Here is a 22761-nt window from a genome sequence, read left to right as displayed (position 1 = left end):
AGCGATTCCCGATCGATCCACAACAACGGACCCCGCCTGCGTTCGGCGCGGTTTCGCGCGCGGGCCTCGCATCGCGCGTCACGACCACGGAGACTCCTATGCCGGCTTCGCCGTCATCCCCCGCGATGGCTACCTCATCCGACGCAGACAACGCGACGAGCCGCTCGCGCATCGTATTCGCGAGTTTCATCGGTACTGCGATCGAGTTCTACGATTTCTACGTCTACGCCACCGCGGCCGCGCTCGTGATCGGCCCGGTATTCTTCCCGCACAGCTCGCCCACGGCTCAGGCGCTCTCGGCGTTCGTCACGTTCGGCCTCGCTTTCATCGCGCGGCCGGTCGGCTCGATGCTGTTCGGGCATTTCGGAGACCGCATCGGCCGCAAATCGACACTCGTTGCGTCGCTGCTCGTCATGGGCGTATCGACGACATTGATCGGTTTCGTGCCCGGCTACGATTCGATCGGCGGCCTGGCACCGGTGCTGCTCTGCATCCTGCGTCTCGGGCAGGGAATCGGTCTAGGCGGCGAATGGGGCGGCGCCGCGTTGCTCGCCACGGAGTACGCGCCGGCAGGTCGCCGCGGCTGGTTCGGCATGTTCCCGCAACTCGGACCGTCCGTCGGCTTTCTGGCATCGAACGGACTTTTCTTCGGATTGGCGCTCACGTTGTCGGACGAGCAGTTTCGCAGCTGGGGCTGGCGCGTGCCGTTCCTGCTGAGCGCCGTGCTCGTCGCGCTCGGGCTTTACGTCCGGTTGAAAATCGCCGAGACCCCGGCCTTTCGCGCGGCAATCGAGCGGCGCGAACGCGTACGCGTGCCGCTCGTCACGCTGTTCGCACGCCACGGCGGGCCAACGCTGCTCGGGGCGTTGGCGATGGTCGTCTGCTATACGCTCTTTTATATCTCCACCGTCTTCACGCTCTCGTATGGCGTCGGGACGCTGCATTTTTCACGGCAAAGCTTCCTCGGGCTGCTATGCCTCGCCGTCGTTTTCATGGCGCTCGCGACGCCGCTCGCGGCATGGGCCAGCGACAGATTCGGCCGCCGGCCCGTCCTCATAGCCGGTATCGCGGCCGCCATCGCCTCGGGCTTTACGATGGCACCGCTCGTCGGAAGCGGATCGCCGCCGCTCGTCGCGCTCTTTCTCATCATCGAGCTGTTTCTGATGGGCATCACGTTTGCGCCGATGGGTGCGCTGTTGCCCGAGCTCTTTCCTACGAGCGTGCGTTACACCGGCGCAGGGGTGTCGTACAACCTCGGCGGGATTCTCGGCGCATCGGTCGCGCCGTATATCGCGCAGATGCTCGCGGCCCGCGGCGGCCTCGCGTGGGTCGGCGCTTATGTCTCGATCGCCGCCGCCGTCAGCCTCGTCGCCGTCCTCGCAATGCGCGAGACACGCGGTATTGCGCTGAACTGAGCGTTTCCTTTACGCACGGGGCGGGCCGCGCCGAGCCGCCGGCCCGGCTCCTACTCGCGCTCGCGGGAGCGGGCCGGAAGCCATGCCATCGCTGCCGGCGCGCTGACCGGACGCTTGCGAGCCTTCAACGCGCTTGCAGCGTGTCCGAGCGACACGAGTAGAACAACGGCTGACGCGTCACCGAGCAGACGCGTCGGCCAGTCCGTCCAGATATCGCTCGTCTGCACACGTGCGAGCGCCAACGCCGCGTCGATCGACATCGAGACCACCGTGCCGCCCACGAAGCAGATGAGGCCTTGTTTGCCGATCGTCACCACGCTCGGCAAGCGATCGGCCAGCTTGCGCAACCATCCTAGCCGCACTGCTTGTGCGCACAGCCAGGCAATCGAGAGGAAGCTGACGATGCGAACGCTCGCGAGATTCTGTTTCATGAAGCCCGGCGACGGATGCGCATCGATGCAGAGCTTGACGAAGGCAAAGGTCAGGGCCACGACGAAGGCGGCCCGCGTTACCCGCTTTCCCGTCACCGTGGCCAGCGTCTCGGCCGATACCGGGTGTATCCGTGCGAGGATGCCGAACATGAACATCAGTTGCCAGGCAAACGGATTGAAAGGCCAGCTCCCGTCGCCCGCCGCCGGCAGCAAAGCGCCGAGCCATGGCGCGACGAGCCAGAGGGCGAGACTGGACGTCAGCACGGCCGCCGGAGCGCGGCGCGTAAGCGGCACGATGAGCGGCACAACCAGCGCGAACAGCACATACATCGGCAATACGGCCGATAGATAAGGCTGACGACGAAAGAGCGCAACGTCCGCCAGCGTCTGCAACGGATGGCGCGCGAAGACGGGCCAGCTCGTATCGGCCATCGCCGCTTGCGCGCAGGGCACGCGGGTCAACAACGCACCGCCGACCAGCATCAGCGCCGCGGTCAGCAAGTAAGCCCGATAGATTTCTCCGGCCCGCTTGAAAAAGCGTCGGCGGGCGCCGGTTTCGCCGTTGCTGGAAGCCACCGCGCCATAGGCCGCCGCGGAAGCATAACCGCCTAGAAATACGAATACTTCGGCGGCATCGCAATACGCGTAGCTATGCAGCATCGCGTGTTGCAATATCCCCCTCGAGATGTGATCGAGCGCGATGACGATCAACACCGCACCGCGCAAAAAATCCACTTCGACCGAACGTCCCGCAGTCCCACTCATTGGATCCCCTCGAACGAATCGGACGGCGGCAACCGGGCAATGCTATCGGCGCCCCGCCTCGACCCTCGTTTCCTGACGAACAAATGCGATGGACAACCTGTTCCCTCGTCCGTTCCTCGTCGAGCCGATGCCGTTCATGAAAAGCAGGGTTCGCGCCTGCGCGGGTTGTGCGCCGCGCAACGATGCGTGGATTCAACGATCGTAATAACGGCCATGATAGCCGCCATGGTAGTAGCCGGGATAGTAACCTCCGGCCGGTACCACGACACATCCCGCCAATGTCGCGGCCAGCAGCGCCCCCGCGACCCAAGTCAGTATCGAGCGTTTCATTTCGTCTTCTCCCCTCAAGCGCGTGCATGCGGCGCATATCGAACATCGGAACGTCGAATCGTTGCGGCCAATTCGACGGATGAGTCGATTGGACAGCAGCACGCGATGCCGCAGCGTTGCAATTTGTAAGCAGCCGATGCGGACGTATTACAGAACATCGGCATCGCGCGTGGAACACGGTGCGTACGCTGGCGGCATGGGTGCCGCCGTGAACGAACGGGCACAGATTTAACAGGCTTGTAATGAGCGCAGCGCCCAATCCTGCAAGCACATCGCCTCGATTCTTGCGAGGCGTGACAGACGATGGCTCGCTATAATCGCCACTTTGGCCGCCCACTCCCCCATGCTCCGGACCAAGCTCGCCCGATCCCCCGGTCTCGTCCGCTACACGCGGCACCTATGGCGCCGCTATGGGATTTTCTGGCTAGGCGCGATTGCGGTCGGATTGCTCGCCGTTTTCTACGCGCGGCTGATCGACTGGGGCTACAGCACCTTCCAGGCGATGCAGCATCGCCACGCATGGCTGCCGCTGATCGTCACGCCAGCCGTCGGCGCGGCGTGCGTCTGGGCCACGCGACGCTTTTTCCGAGGCGCGGAAGGCAGCGGCATCCCGCAGGTCATCGCCACGCTCGAAGAAGGCCCGTCCAGGCTCGGGCCGCGCATGCTCGCCATGCGCATTCTCGTCGGCAAAGTCGCTGTCTCCTTTCTCGCGATCCTCGGCGGTTTTACGATCGGACGAGAAGGGCCGACGGTGCAGGTTGGTGCAACGCTGATGTACAACCTGCGCCGTTTCTATCCGCGCTCGAATGCCCTCATCGAGCGTCAGCTCGTGCTCGCCGGTGCGGCCGCGGGCCTCTCCGCGGCCTTCAATACGCCGCTGGCCGGCATCGTGTTCGCCATCGAGGAGTTGACGCGCAGCTTCGAAGCACGCGCGAGCGGCGTGCTGATCACGGCCATCATCGTGGCCGGCGTGATCGCGCTGGGCATGAATGGGAATTACACCTACTTCGGCACGATCCAGCTCGGCTCGCATTTCCCCGATCTGCTCGCGCTCGCCGTTGTCATCACTGCGCTGGTAACCGGGCTTGCGGGCGGTTTTTTTGCGTGGCTCCTGCTGCACACCTCGCGCTGGCAGCCCGCCGCGTTGCAGCGGTTGCATCGCGAGCAGCCGGTACTGTTCGGCGCGCTGTGCGGACTCGTGGTTGCGGTCGTGGGCATCGTCTCGGGCGGCACGACATTCGGCAGCGGCTACGCCGAGGCGCGCGGCCTGCTCGACGGACGCGAACAATTGTCGGCGTTTTATCCGTTCCTCAAGCTGATCTCGATGGTCGGCTCGTATTTGCCCGGCATACCGGGCGGCATCTTTGCACCGTCGCTATCGATCGGTGCCGGCTTCGGCAACCTGCTGCACATGGTGTTCACGAACATGCAGTTGCCGATGCTGATTGCGCTCGCGATGGTGGGCTATCTGGCAGCGGTGACGCAGTCACCGATTACGTCTTTCGTCATCGTGATGGAGATGATCAACGGTCATGCGCTCGTGATCTCGTTGATGGCGACCGCACTGATCTCCAGCCGTGTGTCGCGGCTCATTGCGCCGCCGCTCTACGAGTCGCTTTCACACCGTTATCTGACGCCGGCGGCACCACCCGCGGCCGCGCCCGAATCGCCCAAGACGCTCGAACCGCTTTTCGAAGACGAGGAGCCGCCGGCAAAGCCGGCTGACGAGCGAAGCAGTTGATCGACAACCGCGCAAAAACCGGGGAGATGAGCAAGCCACGCAAGTTGCGCAGCGGCGACGGCGATGCGGACGTCAGACGCCCGCATCTCGTTCAAGTCTGAGGAATTTCGATTTTGACTTCGAGGACTTCGAGATCGTCTTGCCGTTCGAGGCTCACGCGGATATCGTCGTCCGAAATTTTGACGTACTTCGAAATGACCGCGACGAGCTCCCGCTGCAGCGCCGGCAGATAATCGGCCGGCGCGTGCCCACCGCCGCGTTCGTGAGCAATGATGAGTTGCAGTCGCTCTTTCGCGACCGCCGCGGACTTCTTCTTTTCGCCGAGCAAAAAGGAAAGTATCGACATGGCGTGCTCCGCTTACTTGCCGAAGAGGCGCTGCAAAAGCCCCGGCTTCTGATAATCGGTAAAGCGCAACGCCTTGTCCTCGCCCAGAAAGCGCGCAACGATATCCTTGTACGACTCGGCCACGTCGGTGCCGTCCATATGCACGGCCGGCAAGCCCTGGTTCGAGGCGTGCAGCACCGCCTCCGATTCGGGCACCACGCCGATCAGTTCGATACGCAGGATCTCCTGGATATCGGACAGCGAAAGCATTTCTCCTTCGCTCACACGCTTCGGGTTGTAGCGCGTGATGAGCAGATGTTCCTTGATCGGCTCCTTGCCCTCGATGGCGCGCTTCGTCTTCGAGGAAAGGATGCCGAGAATGCGGTCGGAATCGCGCACCGACGACACTTCGGGATTCGTCACGACCAGCGCCTCATCGGCAAAATGCATGGCGAGCAACGCACCCGATTCGATACCGGCCGGAGAGTCGCAGACGATGTAGTCGAAGCCCATGCCGCTCAGATCGTTGATGACCTTCTCCACACCTTCGAGCGTGAGCGCATCCTTGTCGCGCGTTTGCGACGCAGGCAGGACGAAGAGGTTGTCGCACTTCTTGTCCTTGATGAGCGCCTGGTTGAGGTTCGACTCGCCCTGGATCACGTTGATGAAGTCGTACACGACGCGGCGCTCGCAGCCCATGATGAGGTCGAGATTGCGCAGCCCGACGTCGAAGTCGATCACGGCCGTCTTGAAGCCCCTCAGTGCGAGGCCCGACGCGAAGCTCGCGCTCGTCGTGGTCTTGCCCACGCCGCCCTTGCCCGAAGTCACCACAACGATTTTTGCCATTTCCCCTTACCCTGTGTTCGTCAATTGAGTCGATGAGGCTTGCGCGATGCGTATCGCGCATCTCACGTGAGCCGCAGCGGCTCGATGATCAGTCGTTCGTCGGCAAGCCGGATTTGCACCGACTTGCCCAATAATTCGGCCGGCAACGGGTTTTCCGACGTCCGATAGATGCCTGCGATCGAAATCAGTTCCGGTTCGAGACACGTGCAGAAAATCCGCGCGTCGTGATTGCCGTGGACGCCGGCGAGTGCGCGCCCGCGTAGCGGCGCGTAAATATGGATGTTGCCTTCGGCGATCACTTCCGCGCCGTAGCTCACGAGCCCGAGCACGATGAGGTCGCCCTTCGCATAGATTTGCTGCCCCGAGCGCAGCGGTTTATCGATGACGAGCGCCGACGCAGCGACCTGCGGCACCGGCGCAACGACGTCCGCGGGCTGCGGCGCGGCGGCGCTTGCGTGCTCGCCCTTCTGAGGCGCTGCGCGCCTGTCGCGCGCTTCGAGCAAAGGCAGCCCGCCGCGAGCGGCCCACTCGGTCTGATGTGGCGCGGCAACGACGCCGAGCGCGCGCATTCTGACTTCGCCCAGCAGTGCCGTCAGCTCGTCGACCGGCACGCGCTCGTCATCGGCAAGGCGCCGTACATCGATGGCGACGACATCGCCCGCGAAGAATTCGGGAGTCGCCTCGAAGCGCCGCGTGAGCTCGCTCTTCAGCGCACCGAGGTCGGTCGTCTTGACGACGAACAAGAGCGTATCGACCGAGCCGCTGCGTAGTTCGAAGAATGGCGATTTATTCAGCGACATAGCATTGAGGCAAAAAATTTTGCGTATTTTACAGGGGTCCGCGCGTGCGGCGACGATTTTTCCGATATGAGGAATGGCTGCGGTGGCCGGAATGGCCCGTCAGCGAACGGTGCGCAACCCGTCAGAGCCGATTCCGAAGGAGATGACGCAGGAGGCAGGATGGGGCGCACTCAGCGCTTGACGTGCCGCACCAGCAGCGTTTCCCACGCTTCCGGTTGACGTGGCATGCGTGCGTGGTCGCCCGTCGGCCCGAAGCCGAGGCGCTCGTAGAACCGCATCGCGTTGCGGTTGATGTCGGTCACCCACGCGTGGATTTCGTCGGCGCCGCGCTCGGCGAGCCATTCGCTCGCCGTATTGACCAGCAGCTCTCCACCGCGCAAATGGCGCACGGCCGGCGCGACCCATAGCGCGCAGACGAACGCCTTGTGCCCGTCGTCGAAGTAAGCGCCGATCAGCCCCGCCGGGTAACCTTCCGTGTAGAGAATGAAAGACGTGGAGATGTCGGATCCGGCATGGCGGGCGGCGATCGCTTCGAACGTTTCCGTCTGTTCGTGGAGCGCCTCCTCCAGCGTCTGCCCGAACGCGTAGGGCGCTTCGCGTAATGCAGCGGTGCGCAATTCGCGCAGTGTTGGGCCCTGGTCGGCAGCAATACGGCGAACTGTCAGCGATGAACTCATGAATATCCGATGGGCGGAAGAAATGCTGGTGCGTAGCTTCGCCCTAACCGGCGAGCGAGTCAAATAGTCGTCGCGGAAAAGCACGCTGAGAGTCTTGCAAGACCCGGAACACGCGCATCTATAGCACGTAAGCACACTGAAAGAAAGCTCTCGCGTTGGCACTACGAAACGTCAGGCGTGCCGATCGTCGCCACGGGCGAGCGTCACGACCGCGCCGTATCTTGCGGCCGCAAGAGGCGCCAAGCCATCGCGGCGAGCACGGCGACGGCCAATAGCAACGCGCCCCAGAGCACGTATCGGCGCCCTGAGTCCGCATTGCCGGCGGCTCGCCGCGCTTCATCCTCGTCGACCGGCAGCGGCGCGCCCAGATGTGCCGGCTTGACACCCGCCCCGCCCTCGCCCCCCACGAGGATGTCGTCGCGCGGCTCGGCGGCCCCGGCAACGCGCGCATTGCCGACGCCAAGCGAGAACGGTCCGGCGCCGCGAGCGACGAACGTGAGCCGTGCCGGTTGCCAGCCCACTGCGGCGCTCGGCATGCCGTTGCCCAGTCCGCCGTTGCGCATGTCGACGACGATTCGCCATTGACCATCCGTATCCGGCGCGAATTCCAAAGGCGGATTGCGCGCCTCGCCGTGTTGCGCGACGCGAAAAAGCAGCGCGTGCGCAATCTCGCGCCACGGCACATCGCCGTTCGGGCGCGAGTAGACGGTGGCTTGCGCCACCGTATTCAGTTGCGGCACATCGATTCTGAGGCGGTCGACCGGGTAGGCGCCGCCCGTTTCGAACAGGTATTCGCCCGCAGCTTTGCCCGCACGGGCGACGAGGCCCTCGCGCCATTGGCGGGCGCCATCGGATGGGCGGGCTTCATCGGGATAAAGCTCGACGTCGACCGATGCAATCTCCGGGCCGCCGCCAAGCCACCGAAGCCGCAAATAGCGCTCTGTCTGCCCGAGGTTATCGAGCGCGATGCGTTCCTGCGCAAGACGCTCGCCGTTGTGATTGGCCTCGAGGATCGAGGCATCGGCCACCGCACGCCAGCTTTGCAGATCGGCGCTGGCATCGACATGCACGCGTCCTTGGTAGCTGTCCTCCCGCACATGGATGACAAGCGCGCCCACGTGCTGCGCGGCAGAACCGATATCGAGCAGGTCCGCATCGCGCGCGCCCGCGTTCGGTGCGGCCGTCGTGAGGCGCAGTGTCCCATCCTGTGCGATGGACACGCCGGCCGTTGCGGCGGGCGCATTCGCAGCGGCGGTCGGCAACGGAAACCAGTTGACCGGACGCAGCGTCGGCGCCTGATGGGCCACGGGCGCATCGAGCGAATAAGGCACGGGCTCGCCTGCGCCATTGAGCACACGCACGTCTCCGAGATCGGATCGACGGCTCGCGGCATAAACGGCCGGTGGCACGGCAAGCACGTAGTACGGCGCGCTGCCGTCCAGTTCGAGCGCAAAGCGATGCATGAACGGCGTTGGCGCAGCTTGCGCCGCAACCGGCAGCCCAATGGCGAACGCCGCGAGAACCGCCGCGCCGCAGCCTGCAACGAAACGCTTCAGGTGAGGTTCCCTCCCGTTGTTTCGTGCTCCGAAACTTTCGGCGGCAGCGGCGAAAAGTAGCCGATCAACAGCAGCATCACGCCGATCCCGATGAACGACACGATGCGCTCGAGCCCCTGAATGTGCGACAAGTCGAACACGAACAGCTTCAAGACGGTCAAGGCGAGCAGGCCGGCCGCTACGAACCAGACCGCGCGTGCGCCCTTGTGCGTGGCCCAGATGGTCATGGCAAGCGCGCTCACCGCCCAGAGGATCGAGACGCAGGCTTGCGCCAACGTGGAGCGCGCCATTTCGCCGAGGCTGTACGGCAGACCGATCCAATGATGAAGCGCGCGCAACAGCAACGCGTTGAGCCAGAGAAATCCCGTGGCCAGTGTCGCGTAAGCGAACACGCGGGACGGTAACGCAAAACCGAATGTCGACGCGCGCCGCAGCCATGCCGCCATCGCAACGAACACGAGCATCTGCGCGACATCGAGTGGATTGAGTAGCGGCAGCCACAGCAACGGCGCCGCGCTGCCATCGCTTTGCAAACTGGCGAGGGTCCATACCCAGAGCAGTGCGGCAAGCGGCCCGGCCGCCCACAGCTGATAGGCACGCGCGAATCGCCCGATGGGCCAACGCAAGCGTGTCCCGACGGTCGACACGAGTAAAACCGCCATGCCGACGCCGTATGCCCACGCGCTCCAACTCCAGGCACCCTCGGGCACGTACGTGCGCAAACGCCAATACGCTTGCTGGGCGAGCACACAGCAGAGCACCCAGAACATCACCGTATGCAGCGCATCCGCAGTCCGGCCAGGCGCATCGCTTTGCTCGCGCCATAGCAGCAGATATCCGAACACGAATGCGGCCGGCCACGCAATTGCCCCGAGACCCGTGAGCGGCGCCTCGTTCAAGCCCAGCGCGGCGAGCGAAAGCCACGCCAGTACCGGCGCGAGCGCCAGTGCGGGCCATCGCGCCGCAGGCCATGCAAGCGCGTGGCGAAGCGCATGCGCGAACCAGGCTGTCAGCACGGCAAAGAGTATCGAGGCATCGATAGCGAAACGCTGTGGCGCCCCGACGGCATGCATTTGCGCGTAGGCCGCGATCTCGTCCGCTCCGCCGCCGATCCACCAGAGAAGCCCCCAGATCGCCGCCGCGAGGCCCAGTTGCCCGGTCCACGGACGCCACGCGCGCCCTTCGTCGCGCCCATGCAGTTGCCAACCGGTGAAAACGCCGCCCGCTGCAATCAGCAATGTCGCCAGATAGGCGCCGTTCAGCACCGGCGTAGCGGGTGCGCTCGCGAAAAGCTGACTCACGAAAAATGCGCCGGCTGCCGCGAGCTGCATGAGGAGCCCGAAAGCAAGCGGCAAGTAGCGCCGTTGACGCACGCCGAGCCAGGTGACGGCGGCGCCTTCGACCGCCCAGGCCGCGCTCGTCGTCGGTCCGCTGAACGCGAGTGGAATAGCGAGCGTCGCGAAGACGACGCCAATGGCCGCCGCGGACTGAAACAGCAACGCCAATCGCTCGCGCCGACGCGCGAGCCACGCGGCTACGCTCAGGTAGAAAGCGCCCAGTGCCACCGCGCTCCAGGCAAGGCCGAATGGAATGTGCCTCATCAGCGCAGCCTGCAAACCGAGCGCGACGATGGGGGTGCCGAATACGAGCGTGCCGTCGACGTAATGCTGGATCGCGAGTTCGCGGCGCATCGCATAAAGCAGTGCGATGCCGACGTACATCAGAAAGAAGAGGATCAGAAACGGCTCGGTGCTCGCGAGCAATTCAGGCCGGTACGACGTCACTCCCCAGGCTGTGCCGATGGCGAAAGTGAACGTAAAGCCGAGTAAATTGAGTGGACGCCAGGCCTTGAACCAGGCGATGGCGAAGATGCCGGCATCGAGCAGTGCGTAATAACTGAACAGAACGACGTGACTGCCGCCACCTGTCGAAATCAGCACCGGCGCCAGGAAGCCGCCCGCACTCGCGAGAAACGCAAGCGCGGGCGCGTCCTGGCGTACCGCCAGAAACACACCCAGGGCACAAATGACGACCATCAATGGGAACGCCGCACTGGCGGGCAGCAGCCCGTACAGCTTGGTCGCCGCAAACACCGTCAGGTACAGCACACCGATACCGCCGCCTTGCAGTACGAGGCCATAAGCACCGCGCCGCGGGCCGATACGCCAGCCCAGTACGAGCAGCACGACGGCGCCGAGCGCGACACCCGCGAGGCGGAACTCAACTGGCAGCATCGCGTTGTCGGCCGCATATTTGAGCAGGAACGCCACGCCGAAAAAGAGGACGATGATGCCCACCCGCACTACCGTGTTACCGCCGACGAGCCAATCGCGCGCCGCTCGCACCGCACGCTCGAAGATCGTCGGTGCGATCGGTGCGATCGGTGCGGTCGGAACGGTCTGCTCGTTGCGCTCGCCGGGCATGGGCACGGACATCGCCGCGGTTCCGGGCTGAACTTCGCTTGCGTCGTCACGGGAGGCCGGCGGCGTGCCGGAATCGGAGGGCCCGACAGGCGCTACTGTCGTCTGCGCGGCGACAGCGTCGCCGGGGAGCGGCTGCGCGATGGGAGACACCTGAGGGGGTTGCGCCTCGGGCGAATGCAGCCGCGCGAGTTCCTGCGTCAATGCGGCGACCTGGCGTTCGAGCTGCTCGACGCGCGCAGCGAGCGTCGTCGAACCGTCGAAAGCCTTTTCCGCGCCCGCGTCAGCGGTTGTTTGAGCCGGCGATGCCCGGCGGAGCCACACGCCGAACATGAAGCCGGCCAGCGCTCCCACTATCGCCCCGCTCACATCGGAGGCACCGAGAAGCCGCGCCATCGCCGAGCCGATCACCAGGCCCACCACCCCAAAGATCCAGCGCATGTGTTCCTCTTTTTGTCTTTTCATCGCAACGGCAACGGCCAGCGTGCGCAATGTGCGCGACGCGAGCAACGTGAGCAACGCGAGCGACGTCCGATATGGCAGGAGAACGATGTGTAGGCTATCACATGCATTTTCGCGTGCCCCCGTTGGTGTGGCATGCCTCGTTTGCGACACTACGGCCGATCGGCTACGATCGGAGCCCTAGTCACGCGCCCGCTTTGCACTGCATTGAAAGGTCACTGAGGATATGAAGAAGCATCTATCGATCGTTTCCGCGGCGCACATTGCCGCCGCCGCACTGACGCTTGCCGCCGCCTCGCTCGCGTTCGCTCACGCCAGGCCGACTCGTCAGGAGCCCGCCGCCGGCGCCACTATCCCGGCGACGATCAACAAAGTTGCCATCGATTTCGACGACCGTCTCGAACCGGCGTTCAGTTCGATCGATGTGACCAATGCACAAGGCAAGTCCGTCGTCAGCGGCAAGTCGGCTGTCGATGCGGCGAACCCGAAGCACATGTCGGTTTCGGTCGGCACACTCGCGCCCGGCAAGTACACCGTGGTGTGGGTCGCCGTTGCCGCGGACGGGCATCGCACACAGGGGCGGTATACGTTTTCGGTGAAGTAACTGCCGAGCATGCGATCGTCTTCGGCATCACGATAGTCGCCACGGAAGGCGATCGCATCGTCAAGCGCCACCCTCGCGCACAAATACGGCCGCAAGCCACTTCAACGCTCGCCACGCAAAACTTTGACGCGCCGCGCCGATCGTCGCGGTGCCGACGATCTCGCGCGGCCACGCCTCGTTCCCGGGGCACGCGCCGATCCGTACGCGATAGGTGGCCGCGAGCGGCACGAGCTGATGCGTGCCCGGCTGCGACTGCACAGGCAGCGGCCCACCGTACACGCTTGCCAGCGAGGGCACATCGAGCGCGGCAAGATTGACGCGATCGACGGCCGTTACGCGGCAGTGCAGCGCACCCCGTTCGGGCAGCGACGCAACGAATGTCACCGGCTCGCCGGACGCGATGCGCGCCGCATCGTCTTCACCGACGAACGCCTCGCCCTTCACCCCCATCGGCCCGACGACGTCGAACAGATGCTCGCCGCGCGGCAGCCAGGTACCGGGCGCGAGCGCGTCATCGGTTTGCACGACACCTTCGAACGGCGCACGCAGCGTGAGTTGCGCGACTTGCGCCGAGAGCCCCGCCACCGTTTCGCGGGCAGCGTCCCAGCGCCGCCGCAGCGCGACACCCTGTTCGAGTAGCCGCGTATCGAACGACTGCTGCTCGACCTGCCAGCGCAACAACGCTTCGTCGGCTCGTGCTGCTTGCAGTCGATGCGTCAGATCGGGCGAGCTCAGCACGGCAAGTACGTCACCCGCATGTACGCGCTGACCGTCGCGGGCGATCGGTGCCTCGCCGCTCGCGTAAGCCGCCTCGGGAGCGTAGAGGCCTTGCGCGCGCTGCGGCCCCAGCACGGCCGGCGCGCCCACACCGCCGTGCCAGGGCAGCACGACAAGCGCAAACAGGATCGCGCCGAGGGCCGCGCTACGCCGGGTCTGCCGGCACCAACGCAGCGCCGAACGGCGATGCCAGCAGGCGATGACTTCGCGCACGATCGGCCGTGCGATGAACCAGCCGAATTCGACGCAAAACAGGATCAAGCCCAGCGCCTTGAAAAAAGCGTGATAGACGATGAGTGCAATCGAAAAGAAGACGACGAGCCGATAGAGCCAGGTCGCGAACGAGAACGCGATCAAAAAGCGTCTGCGGCGTGCTGCGCACGGCTCGGGCTGGGGATCGCCAAAACCGAACAGCTGCTCGCGCATCCACCAGCGGCCGAACGCAAACGCGCGATCGTGCAGATTCGGCATGTCGAGCCAATCGGACAGCAGAAAATAGCCGTCGAAGCGCATGAACGGGCTCGCGTTGATCGTCAACGTGCCGATCCAGGTCGTCGTTGCGAGCAGGAATGCGCCCGCGCGCAACGGGCCATCGGGCAACAGGCTCCAGGCCAGCGTGGCGAATGCGGCCAATGCAAGCTCGGTCACCATCCCGGCAGCACCAATGCGCAAGCGTTCGGCGCGCCCCGGCACCTTCCAGGCTTCGGTGGTATCGGTATAGAGCACTGGCACCATGACGAGCAGCGCGACGCCCATCGTCGGCACGCGGCAACCGTAGCGATGCGCCGTGAACGCATGGCCGAACTCGTGCAGCACCTTGGCACAGCCCAGTGCGAGAGCGATCGCGGCAAGCCCGCGTAGATCGGCGTAGCCGTGGAAGGTGTGGACGAATTCGTCCCAGCGTCGCGACACGAGCACGAGCCCGATCAGCGCCGCAACCGCGACGCCGATCCAGAACGCGGGGCGGTAGGCGAGTTCGGCGTAACGCGCGAAGCGCCGCAGAAAAGGCATCGGCCGCCACAGTGGCACGCGAACCATCAAATAATGCTTGAGCAGCCACATGGCGTGCGACAGCTTGCCCGCCGCGGCTGCGCTCGCGAGCCGTCCCGTGTCGGCCGCGCTCGTCGCGACGAGCAGATTCTGATGAAGCAGCGTCCGTACGAGCGACTCGAAGTCCTCCATCGTCAGGTTCAACGTCGTCTCGGCGTTGACCGAAGCGACGATCGCCCTTGCATCGTCGAGCGGCCAGCGCGAGAGCATCTCGAACGCGGGCCACCCGATCTGGAAGAAACGATTCGCCGCCGGATCGTGGAGCATCCACGTCGGGGCGCCGTCCGGCGTCGCGGCGCCGGGCGTGAGACTCAGTTCTTGGCGAAGGGATGGAAGGCGGGGCATCGAAGCTACGTCATTTCACAAGGCGTGGTCATGGACCGACCTACCAGCCGAACCACTGCCGGGCCGATGCGAGCGGGCGGCGCAGCAGATAGTAGGCGAGCGGCACCCATCGACCATGAATGCGCGCGGTACCCATCGTGCCGAGCGGCGGCTTGGCAGCATCGACGAACGTTGCCTTCACACGGTAGGCGACCACGCCGTCGGGTGTCGGCTCGGCGCGATACGCCACCGTATCGATGCGGGCATCGTAGGACGCGAGCGGCGAGCTCTTCGGATAAAGCGTGACGGTCGCGCCAGGTACGACATCGACGTTGTCGGCAACGGGCACATAGGCGGTCAACTCAACATGGACCGGATCGGCGAGCAGCATCACCTTCTCCCCGATCGATACCGCCTTGCCGTTCCAATCGTTCGGATCGGAGAACACCGCGACGCCGCCGCGTGGCGCATTCACGCGCACGCGCGCGAGCTCGCGCGCCGTATAGTCGAGTTCGACCGCGCTCTGATCGAGTTTGCCTTTGCGCAACGCCATGTCGAGCCGGTCTTTATCGTCGGTGACGGCCAGTTGCGCGGTCTGCCGGTATTCCTCCTGCGCTGTGGCGTAGTTTTTGTTTGCAAGCGCATAGCGCGAAGCGAGTGTCGTCGAGTCGAGTGCGAAGAGCGGCGCGCCCGCCTCGACGCGCTGATTCGGCTGCGCGAAGAGCTTGTCGATGACGCCGTCGAGCGGCGCGCGCACGACGAACGGATCCTTCGGCGTGACTTCGGCCGGCGCGAGCACCGTCAGCGGCACGGGTATGACGAGCGCAACGGCGACGGCTGCAAACAGCCGGCGTCGATGTTTGCCGGCGCGCAGGGCGAGTTTCGTGCGCTGCAGCCAGGAAGCGCGTGGCGAAAATGCCGCGAGGGCGTGCGACCAAACGCGCGCGAGCTCGGCTAGCAGCGCTTCGTCGAGCTGCGTCCACGGCTCGTCGCGCGCAAAGAGGACACCGCCGAGCGAGCGGCCGGTGCGATCGAAAAGCGGCACCCATAGAGCATGTGCCGGCCACCAGGCGTCCCATTCGGCAGCGAGCGGCTCCGGCAGGCTGTCCGCAACAAAGGCATAGGGCCAATCGAGGGCCGGCTGATCGCCGGCACCCGCCCCCTCGCGCGCGTCCGCCTGCTGCGATGCCGATGACGCGTCCGCTTGCGTCGAATGACGTTTTTCAAGCTCGCGACACACTTGGCCGAGCCATTGCACATAGGGTGCGCCGGGATCGCTCTGCGGCAGCCCCGAGACCGCTGCGACCGCACCCGGAAGCGGCGCCGGCGCCCGCCACCACGCCGCTTGACGATAAGGGACGAGCGAAAGGGACTCATTGACGATGACGAAGCCGAGCGTCTCCTCGCTCGGTGCTTGCCGGGCGCGTGCTGACAACTGCCATAGCAGCGCGAGCGCGTCCGCCTGGATCCGCAAGGGGGCGTTCATGACGGCTAGCGGCTCGCGCCGGCGAAGCTCGCCCACCCGCTCATACCGGGCAGGAGCTCGGATGCGTGCCCGGACAATGCGGCCGTCACATCGATGGTCTGCGTGACGGGATCGACGCGCGCGCCGATGCGAGCGACCGTGGCCGGATACACCTTGCCGACCTCATCGACCTTGACCGTCAGCGGATGGCCCGGCTTGAGCCAGGCGAGCCATTTCGACGGGACGATCATCTTGAGCTCCAGGTGGCTCGTGTCGACGATCGTCATCAGTGCTTTGCCGGGCTGCGCAAACTGCTGCGCCGAAGCGCTGCGCTTGACGACGCGCCCGTCGAACGGCGCCGCAATGGCGCACTTGCGCACCGTCGCCTGCATGTAGGCCACCTCGGCCGCGCTCGCTTTCGCCTTTGCCGCGGCTTGCTCGACGTCGATCTGGCCGATCGAATGGAGCTGCGACAGCCGATCGTTGACGCGCTTCAACTCCACGGCGGCGTCGGACTCGGCTTGCGCCTTGTGCAGTTGAGCCGCGTACAGCGAGCAATCGAGCGACACGAGCGTCTGGCCCACGCGGAACGCATCGCCATCGCGAAACGGCATCGAGGCGATCTTCGCGCTGATTTCGCTCGACACTTCGACCTCGTCGCGCGCAACGAGCTGAATACGGATGCGTCCGTCGTCCTCGGCATGCGCGACGGGCACACCCGAGGATCCCGACGCCGCCGGGGCCGGGGTCCCCGATTGCACCCCTGCAGCCCAACCACCCTGAACCGCCATCATCAATACCGCACCGCCAAGCCCTGCCCTGCCCCATCGCTTCATTGCGCCGTAACTCCGTTCGCGTGGCCGAACTCGGCCCATCGCGCTTGCTCCTTGTCGAGCGATTGCTCGATCGATTTCAGATCGCCATTGCGCGTGTCGGCCGGAACCGGGTCGAGTCCGAGCGTCGCAAGCAGTTGGCCATAGGCGCTTTCGAGCTCGCCGTAGCTTTGATAGAGGCGCAGCTCCGAGATCATGGCCGAAGTGGCCGCGCGAATCTCCTCGAGCTTGCCTTGCGCATTCGCCACCGTCGCGTTGTGCGTGTGCTGCAGGATCTGGCCATCCACGTCGTTGAGCTGCTTGTACAAATCGAACTGTCGCTGCTTGGCGCCGAGCTCGGCGTTCGCGACGTGAACTTGCGTGAGCACGGCCATCGACAGCGCGAGCCGCTGCGCATGCGCGACGTCGCGCTGGGCACGGGCCATGCCGCGGATGTTCTTCGCGTTGAGCAGATTCAGCAGATTCCAGCTCACATTGATACCGGCCGCACGCCATGCGTGATAGGCGAGCAAGCTGTTGCTGTCGTAATGGCCGCCCAACTGCACCTCGATGCCGGGCAACAGTTTGGCGATTGCCTTATGCGTCTCGTTGATGCTGATGCGCTCGTTGTAGCCGGCTTCGACGAGTTCTGGCCGGCGCTCGAGCGCCGTCTCTTCCATGCGGTCCATCGGCATCTCGAAGCTAGGCACCGTGAAATCCGCCGGCGGCGCGAGCGTGAAATCAGTGCCGGGCGCAATGTTCATCAACGAGGCGAGCCGCGGCTTGGCTTCCTCGAGCTGATCGCGCACGGCTTCGAGCTGGCGCATGATATCGAGCAGCGCATGTTGATAAGCGAGCGTGTCGAGCGGCGAGCGCAAGCCCTCGCTCTGCGATTGCCGCGATTCGTCGAGCGCGTGCTTCGCTTGCTCGAGCAGCGGGCCAATGCGGCTCTCCAGACGCTGCGCGCCCGTCGCCTCCCAATAGGCCTCGCGCACCTGCTGCATCATCAGTTGCACCACCTTGCGCCGGCGCTGCTCCACGACGAGCACGCGATCGGCCTGCTCTTTGGCCTCGAAGTAGCTCACCCCGAAATCGAGCAAATTCCACGAAAACGTGAGATCGGCCGTGCGAATGTCCCGGTCGGTCGAGTAGGACGACTCCAACGATTGTTCGCCCGTGGCGAGCGACACGGATCGCGAGGCGAGCGGATGATTGCGCGACGTGTAGCCGGCAGCCGCGGTCAAACGCGGCAGCATGTCGAAACTGGCGACGTCGAGCTGCTTTTGCGCAAGCGCCTCTTCCATCATCTTCAAGCGATGATCGAGGTTGTAGCGGATCGCACGCGCCATGGCCTCGTCGAGCGTAACAGGCCCGGCGAGCGGCGGCTGCTCCGCGAACATCGCCGTGCGGTCGGCACGCGCGCTCTGGGCGCGTTCGGCGTCCGTGAAGGGCGTCGGGTGGATGGCGCAGCCCGACAGCCACATCGCGGCCAGCGAAACGGCAATCAGCGAAGGGCGCAGGATACGCGTGGAGGCCGTTGCCCACGCAACGGAGGATTCAGTAGTGGACGACGGCATCGCTATGGCACAGGTCGATTGATATCTCATTGGTCTTGGAGGATGACGTAACTCATATGCGACGCGTCGCGCCGCCGGGATGCGAAACATGCAGCGCAGCGCGCGCCTGGGCGAACTGCTGATCGAGCGACGGCTTGCCGAGCGGTCTCGCCGCGCGCGCGACCGAGGGCTCGGCCGGCGCGCGGCTCGTGTGCCCTTGCGGCGATGGATGCACTGCGCCGTGCTTGTCCTGTCCATGCTGCTGATCGTGCTGATTGCGCTCATCGTGCGAGCTGCCATGCTTGTCGTGCGGCGCGAGCACGATCTGGCGGCGCGTTTCACGACCCGATGCGTCGCGCGTCTGAACGACGATATGGACGTCTTCCGCACCGGGAGGGAGTTTGCCCCGCAATACGCCGCTTGCCGCGTCGTAATGGATCCAGCCTGGCAGCGAACGGCCGTTGGCAAGCCGGACCGTGACGTCGGAGCCGCCGTGCATCGCCTCGGAAGGCGGCAACAGCGTCGCGACTTCGATCGAGAACGGGTCGTTCGGCCCCATTGCAAACGAGACGTCGGGAAGCGGCACGGGCGCCTCGACGGTACCGACCGCAATTGCCGCATCGAGCGCCGCCGCGTCGAAGCGGGACACCGAGGCACGATCGAGCGGCTGCATGTTGCGCGGCGCGCTCGGATCGGAGAACGTCATTGTCGGCACGATCGGTACCGAGCCCACGGGCAGCGGCTCATCGAACTCGTCGAGCACGTCGGGCGCGCCGGTGCGATCGGAGCCCGTAAACAACGGCGGCTGCGCTGCTGCCGGCGACTCGATGACCGCCGGCGGCGTCGGGAAGATCGGTACGATGCCCGTCTGGCCCCTGACGATCGTGATCGTATTCGATGCCACGGCACTCGTCTTCACGCCGTCGCTGACGGTGAACGCCACGGTGCGGCTACCGCTCGCGCCCGACTTCGCATCCGAGTAGGTGACCGATTGCAGTGCGGCCTGCCATTGCGCGAGCGATGCGGTGCCGCCGGCCGAGGTCAACGTCAGCACACCTGTAGCGGCGTTGTAGCTTGCGGCGATGTTGCCCGTTGCCGCGCTGCCGGTGAACGCAAGCGTATCGTTCGCCGCATCGAAGCCCCCGTTGATCGCCACTTGCGCCGAGCTCAACGTAGCGTTCGGATCGCGGTCGCTGATGGTCACTTGCGGCGCGATCGCGACCGGCGTCGAATGCGCCCCTAGCGATGTGAACGTTACGCTTCCGCCGACGGACAGAAGCGGTGTCTGATCGGTGTCGATCACCGTGACGCTACGCGTTTGCGCCGCGCTCACGGCGCCGTTTCCATCGGTCACCGTGAAACTGATGACGCGTGTCGTGGTGTCGGGCACGACCGCCGTATCGGTGTACGTGATCGATGCAAGTGCCGTTCGCCATTGCGCCAGCGAGGCCGTGGCGCCCGCCGACGTCAGCGTCAGCACGCCGGTACTCGCGTTATAGCTGGACGCGATATTGCCCATCGTCGCGTTGTCGTTGGCGAACGCCAGCACGTCCTCGCCGGCGTGGAATCCGCCCGCGATCGCCACGCTCGCGGACGATGCCGTCGTACTGCTCGCATCGGTCAGCGTGAGGCCCGGCGAAACCACGATCGGCGTCGACGTGGCATTGTCGGCTGCCACGAATGAACCGGACCCCGCATCGGGCGTGATGTGCGGCTGATCGAGCACGACGAGCGTTGCGCTTGCAGCCGCGCTCGTCTTCGAGCCGTCGCTCGTGGCGAACGAAATCGTGCGATTGCCGAAGTGCATCCCGCTCGTCGAGAACGTCACGGCGCTCAGCGCATTCGCCCATTGCGCGTCGGTGGCGGTGGCGCCGGCCGAGCTCAGCGTCAGCACGCCTGTCGCCGAATCGTAGGTCGCCGCAATGTTGCCGAACGACGGGGCGTTGCTGTTCGTAAAGGTGAGGATGTCCTCGCCGCCATGGAAGTTGCCGGTGACCGACACCGTTGCCGACGATTGTGTCGGATTGTCGAGATCGGTCACGCTCACGGTCGAGTTGACGATGGTGGCGGATGTGCCCACCACGTAGCTCGTCGTGCCGCCCGCTGCCGTGACGACTGGCGTTTGATCCGTGTCGGCCACGGTCACCGTGCGCGTCGCGGTGTTGCTCGTCACGGCACTGGTATCCACCGCGGTAAAGCTGATCGTGCGCGTGGCAGTGTTCGGCGTGACCGCCGTGTCCGTATAGGTCACCGAATCGAGGGCCGCCTGCCATTGCGCCAGCGTAGCCGTCGCACCGGCGGAGTTCAGCGTCAAAACGCCCGTCGCCGCGCTGTAGGATGCGGCAATGTTGCCGTACGTCGTCGAACTGGTGTTGATGAACGCGAGGGCGTCCTCGCCGCTATGGAAGTTGCCCGTGATTGCAACGGTGGCCGAGGCCAGCGTCGATGCACCACCGTCGGTCACGCTCAACCCCGAATCGATCGCCACGGGCGTCGATGTCGCATTGTCGCCCGCCACGAACGATGCCGAACCCGGATCGGTCGTGATCGTCGGCGGCCCGAGTACGGCGACCGTATCGGTTGCCACCGCGCTCGTCTTCGTACCGTCGCTCACCGCGAATCCAATCGTGCGATTGCCGGGCGTGATACTCGATCCTGCGGAGAACGTCACGGCGCTCAATGCGTGGGACCACTGTGCATCGCTCGACGTCGCGCCCGCCGACGTCAGCGTCAGCACGCCTGTCGCGGAATTGTAGGACCCGACGATGTTGCCGAAAGTCGACGAATTCGTGTTGACGAACGTCAGCGTATCGCCGAAATGGAAGCCCGTCGTGATCGATACGGTGCCGTCCGATTGCGTCGTGTTGTCCTGATCGCTGACCGTGATGCCGCCGTCGATCGTTGCGGCCGACGTACCGGCGATGTAGTTGGTCGTGCCGCCGGTCGCCGAGACGATCGGCGTTTGATCCGTGTCGGTCACGGTCACCGTGCGCGTTGCCGTATTGCTCGTGACGGCGCCCGTGTCGACGGCCGTGAAGCTGATCGTGCGCGTCGTGTTGTCGGGTGTGACGGCCGTGTCGGTATAAGTCACCGCCTCGAGCGCCGCCTGCCATTGGGCAAGCGTCGCCGATGCGCCCAAAGAATTCAGCGTCAGCACCCCCGTCGCGGTGTTGTAGGAGCCGGCAATGTTGCCGAATGTCGTCGCACTCGTGTTCGTGAATCCGAGCCGGTCTTCGATGCTGTGGAATCCACCGGTGATCGCGACGGTAGCCGACGCCAAAGTCGGCGACGCGCCATCGGTCAGCGTCAGCCCGGAATCGATCGCCACGGGCGTCGAGCTCGCGTTGTCGCCGGCCACGAAAGACGCCGAACCCGAATCGGTCGCAATCGTCGGTGGGCCGAGCACGGCCACGGTGTCCGTACGTGCCGCGCTGGTTTTGACGCCGTCGTTCACAGCGAAGGAAACCGTGCGATTGCCCGGCGTGGCGCTCGCACTCGCTGAGAACGTCACCGCGCTCAATGCATGGCCCCATTGGTCGTCGCTCGCCGCAGCGCCCGATGAAGTCAGCGTCAACACACCCGTCGCCGCGTTGTACGAGCCGGCGATATTGCCGAATGCCGCCGAGTCCGTATTGACGAACGTCAGCGTGTCGCCACTATGGAAACCGCTCGTGACCGAGACCGTCCCCGACGATTGCGTCATATTGTCGCGATCGGTCACCGAGATGCCGCCGTCGATCGTCGCGGCCGACGTGCCGCCCACATAATTCGTTGTCCCTCCCGTCGTCGTGACGATCGGTGTTTGATCCGTGTCGGCGACAGTCACGGTGCGCGTCGCGGTAGCGCTCGTATTGCCCGCGCCGTCGACCGCCGTGAAGCTCACGGTGCGCGTCACGGTATCCGGCGTCACGGCGGTGTCCGTGTAGGTGATCGATTGCAATGCGCTCTGCCATTGCGCAAGCGTTGCGCTCGCGCTGGCCGAGTTCAGCGTCAGTACACCCGTTGCCGCGTTGTACGAGCCCGTGATGTTGCCCATCGTCGCGCCGTCGTTCGTGAACGCCAGTACATCCTGGCCGCTATGGAAGCCGCCCGTGATCGCCACCGTTGTCGAAGCCAGCGTCGTTGCGCTGCCGTCCGTCACCGTCAGACCTGCGTCGATCACTACCGGCGTCGATGCCGTGTTGTCACCGGACACGAACGAAGCCGAGCCCGAATCGGTCGTGATCGCCGGCGGCGCCGTCATGCTCATCGTGTCCGTTACTTGTGTGCTGTTCTTCGTTCCATCGTTCACCTGGAACAAGATCGTGCGATTGCCGTACGTCGTGCTGGTGCTCGAGAACGTCACCGAGCTCAACGCACTGGCCCATTGCGCATCCGTGGCGGTGCTGCCGAGGGAGGTCAGTAA

17 protein-coding genes are annotated in these 22761 nt (G+C 65.0%); 4 read left to right on the top strand and 13 right to left on the bottom strand.

Features of this window, described 5'->3' with window-relative positions; genetic code table 11:
- Positions 1–98 precede the first annotated feature (98 nt).
- The gene (locus VGL01_RS21980) at positions 99–1415 is read left to right on the top strand and encodes an MFS transporter (RefSeq protein ID WP_331573137.1); all 1317 of its coding nucleotides are present in this window, start codon (positions 99–101) and stop codon (positions 1413–1415) included.
- Between the two features lie 50 nt (positions 1416–1465).
- Here VGL01_RS21980 and opgC read toward each other — a convergent pair whose 3' ends face one another.
- The gene (gene opgC, locus VGL01_RS21975) at positions 1466–2611 is read right to left on the bottom strand and encodes an OpgC domain-containing protein (RefSeq protein ID WP_331573135.1); all 1146 of its coding nucleotides are present in this window, start codon (positions 2609–2611) and stop codon (positions 1466–1468) included.
- A 192-nt stretch (positions 2612–2803) separates the two neighbouring features.
- Positions 2804–2941, bottom strand: coding sequence for a hypothetical protein (locus tag VGL01_RS21970; RefSeq protein WP_331573132.1), 138 nt, complete (start codon positions 2939–2941; stop codon positions 2804–2806).
- 343 nt (positions 2942–3284) lie between these two features.
- On the opposite strand from VGL01_RS21970, the gene VGL01_RS21965 reads away from it, so the two are divergent.
- Positions 3285–4682, top strand: coding sequence for a chloride channel protein (locus tag VGL01_RS21965; RefSeq protein ID WP_331573130.1), 1398 nt, complete (start codon positions 3285–3287; stop codon positions 4680–4682).
- 91 nt (positions 4683–4773) lie between these two features.
- Here the strand turns inward: VGL01_RS21965 and minE are convergent, their stop codons facing one another.
- From minE to VGL01_RS21935, 6 genes are all read right to left on the bottom strand, one after another.
- A complete protein-coding gene (gene minE / locus VGL01_RS21960) occupies positions 4774–5028 on the bottom strand; it encodes a cell division topological specificity factor MinE (RefSeq protein WP_173257066.1) in 255 nt (84 codons plus the stop codon).
- 12 nt (positions 5029–5040) lie between these two features.
- Positions 5041–5853, bottom strand: a complete 813-nt coding sequence (gene minD / locus VGL01_RS21955) for a septum site-determining protein MinD (protein WP_331573128.1) — start codon at positions 5851–5853, stop codon at positions 5041–5043.
- A 62-nt stretch (positions 5854–5915) separates the two neighbouring features.
- A complete protein-coding gene (gene minC, locus VGL01_RS21950) occupies positions 5916–6653 on the bottom strand; it encodes a septum site-determining protein MinC (protein ID WP_331573126.1) in 738 nt (245 codons plus the stop codon).
- Positions 6654–6823: 170 nt separating this feature from the next.
- The gene (locus VGL01_RS21945; protein ID WP_331573125.1) at positions 6824–7330 is read right to left on the bottom strand and encodes a GNAT family N-acetyltransferase; all 507 of its coding nucleotides are present in this window, start codon (positions 7328–7330) and stop codon (positions 6824–6826) included.
- Between the two features lie 203 nt (positions 7331–7533).
- The gene (locus VGL01_RS21940; RefSeq protein WP_414720325.1) at positions 7534–8886 is read right to left on the bottom strand and encodes a DUF3999 domain-containing protein; all 1353 of its coding nucleotides are present in this window, start codon (positions 8884–8886) and stop codon (positions 7534–7536) included.
- Positions 8883–11747: a DUF2339 domain-containing protein gene (locus tag VGL01_RS21935; RefSeq protein ID WP_331573123.1), complete on the bottom strand. Its 2865-nt coding sequence runs from the start codon at positions 11745–11747 to the stop codon at positions 8883–8885. Before VGL01_RS21935 ends, VGL01_RS21940 begins: the two co-directional genes overlap by 4 nt.
- A gap of 247 nt (positions 11748–11994) precedes the next feature.
- Between VGL01_RS21935 and VGL01_RS21930 the strand changes: the two genes are divergently transcribed.
- The gene (locus VGL01_RS21930) at positions 11995–12372 is read left to right on the top strand and encodes a copper resistance protein CopC (RefSeq protein WP_331573121.1); all 378 of its coding nucleotides are present in this window, start codon (positions 11995–11997) and stop codon (positions 12370–12372) included.
- Between the two features lie 60 nt (positions 12373–12432).
- Here the strand turns inward: VGL01_RS21930 and VGL01_RS21925 are convergent, their stop codons facing one another.
- The 5 genes from VGL01_RS21925 to VGL01_RS21905 are packed head-to-tail and all read right to left on the bottom strand — an operon-like array spanning position 12433 to position 22551.
- The gene (locus tag VGL01_RS21925) at positions 12433–14544 is read right to left on the bottom strand and encodes an HlyD family efflux transporter periplasmic adaptor subunit (protein WP_331573119.1); all 2112 of its coding nucleotides are present in this window, start codon (positions 14542–14544) and stop codon (positions 12433–12435) included.
- A 40-nt stretch (positions 14545–14584) separates the two neighbouring features.
- Positions 14585–16009, bottom strand: a complete 1425-nt coding sequence (locus VGL01_RS21920; protein WP_331573118.1) for an efflux RND transporter periplasmic adaptor subunit — start codon at positions 16007–16009, stop codon at positions 14585–14587.
- A gap of 5 nt (positions 16010–16014) precedes the next feature.
- A complete protein-coding gene (locus tag VGL01_RS21915) occupies positions 16015–16824 on the bottom strand; it encodes an efflux RND transporter periplasmic adaptor subunit (RefSeq protein WP_331573117.1) in 810 nt (269 codons plus the stop codon).
- Complete coding sequence (locus VGL01_RS21910) at positions 16821–18407, bottom strand: TolC family protein (RefSeq protein ID WP_331573115.1); 1587 nt, start codon at positions 18405–18407, stop codon at positions 16821–16823. Before VGL01_RS21910 ends, VGL01_RS21915 begins: the two co-directional genes overlap by 4 nt.
- A gap of 22 nt (positions 18408–18429) precedes the next feature.
- Positions 18430–22551, bottom strand: a complete 4122-nt coding sequence (locus VGL01_RS21905) for a hypothetical protein (protein WP_331573113.1) — start codon at positions 22549–22551, stop codon at positions 18430–18432.
- On the opposite strand from VGL01_RS21905, the gene VGL01_RS21900 reads away from it, so the two are divergent.
- Positions 22535–22761 (top strand): hypothetical protein (locus tag VGL01_RS21900; protein ID WP_331573111.1); only part of this gene is annotated, 227 nt, incomplete at its 3' end. The two genes, VGL01_RS21905 and VGL01_RS21900, sit on opposite strands and share 17 nt — an antisense overlap.

It is taken from the genome of Trinickia sp., assembly GCF_036503415.1.
GTDB lineage: Bacteria > Pseudomonadota > Gammaproteobacteria > Burkholderiales > Burkholderiaceae > Trinickia.
This window is presented reverse-complemented; position numbering and strand designations above follow the sequence as displayed.

Bases quoted from the DNA above. Each gene is read 5' to 3' on its own strand.
- VGL01_RS21935 (WP_331573123.1), bottom strand. From the start codon at position 11,747: ATGCGCTGGATCTTTGGGGTGGTGGGCCTGGTGATCGGCTCGGCGATG.
- minC (WP_331573126.1), bottom strand. From the start codon at position 6,653: ATGTCGCTGAATAAATCGCCATTCTTCGAACTACGCAGCGGCTCGGTC.
- minD (WP_331573128.1), bottom strand. From the start codon at position 5,853: ATGGCAAAAATCGTTGTGGTGACTTCGGGCAAGGGCGGCGTGGGCAAG.
- VGL01_RS21920 (WP_331573118.1), bottom strand. From the start codon at position 16,009: ATGAACGCCCCCTTGCGGATCCAGGCGGACGCGCTCGCGCTGCTATGG.
- opgC (WP_331573135.1), bottom strand. From the start codon at position 2,611: ATGAGTGGGACTGCGGGACGTTCGGTCGAAGTGGATTTTTTGCGCGGT.
- VGL01_RS21930 (WP_331573121.1), top strand. From the start codon at position 11,995: ATGAAGAAGCATCTATCGATCGTTTCCGCGGCGCACATTGCCGCCGCC.
- VGL01_RS21915 (WP_331573117.1), bottom strand. From the start codon at position 16,824: ATGAAGCGATGGGGCAGGGCAGGGCTTGGCGGTGCGGTATTGATGATG.
- minE (WP_173257066.1), bottom strand. From the start codon at position 5,028: ATGTCGATACTTTCCTTTTTGCTCGGCGAAAAGAAGAAGTCCGCGGCG.
- VGL01_RS21965 (WP_331573130.1), top strand. From the start codon at position 3,285: ATGCTCCGGACCAAGCTCGCCCGATCCCCCGGTCTCGTCCGCTACACG.
- VGL01_RS21980 (WP_331573137.1), top strand. From the start codon at position 99: ATGCCGGCTTCGCCGTCATCCCCCGCGATGGCTACCTCATCCGACGCA.
- VGL01_RS21925 (WP_331573119.1), bottom strand. From the start codon at position 14,544: ATGCCCCGCCTTCCATCCCTTCGCCAAGAACTGAGTCTCACGCCCGGC.
- VGL01_RS21910 (WP_331573115.1), bottom strand. From the start codon at position 18,407: ATGAGATATCAATCGACCTGTGCCATAGCGATGCCGTCGTCCACTACT.
- VGL01_RS21970 (WP_331573132.1), bottom strand. From the start codon at position 2,941: ATGAAACGCTCGATACTGACTTGGGTCGCGGGGGCGCTGCTGGCCGCG.
- VGL01_RS21945 (WP_331573125.1), bottom strand. From the start codon at position 7,330: ATGAGTTCATCGCTGACAGTTCGCCGTATTGCTGCCGACCAGGGCCCA.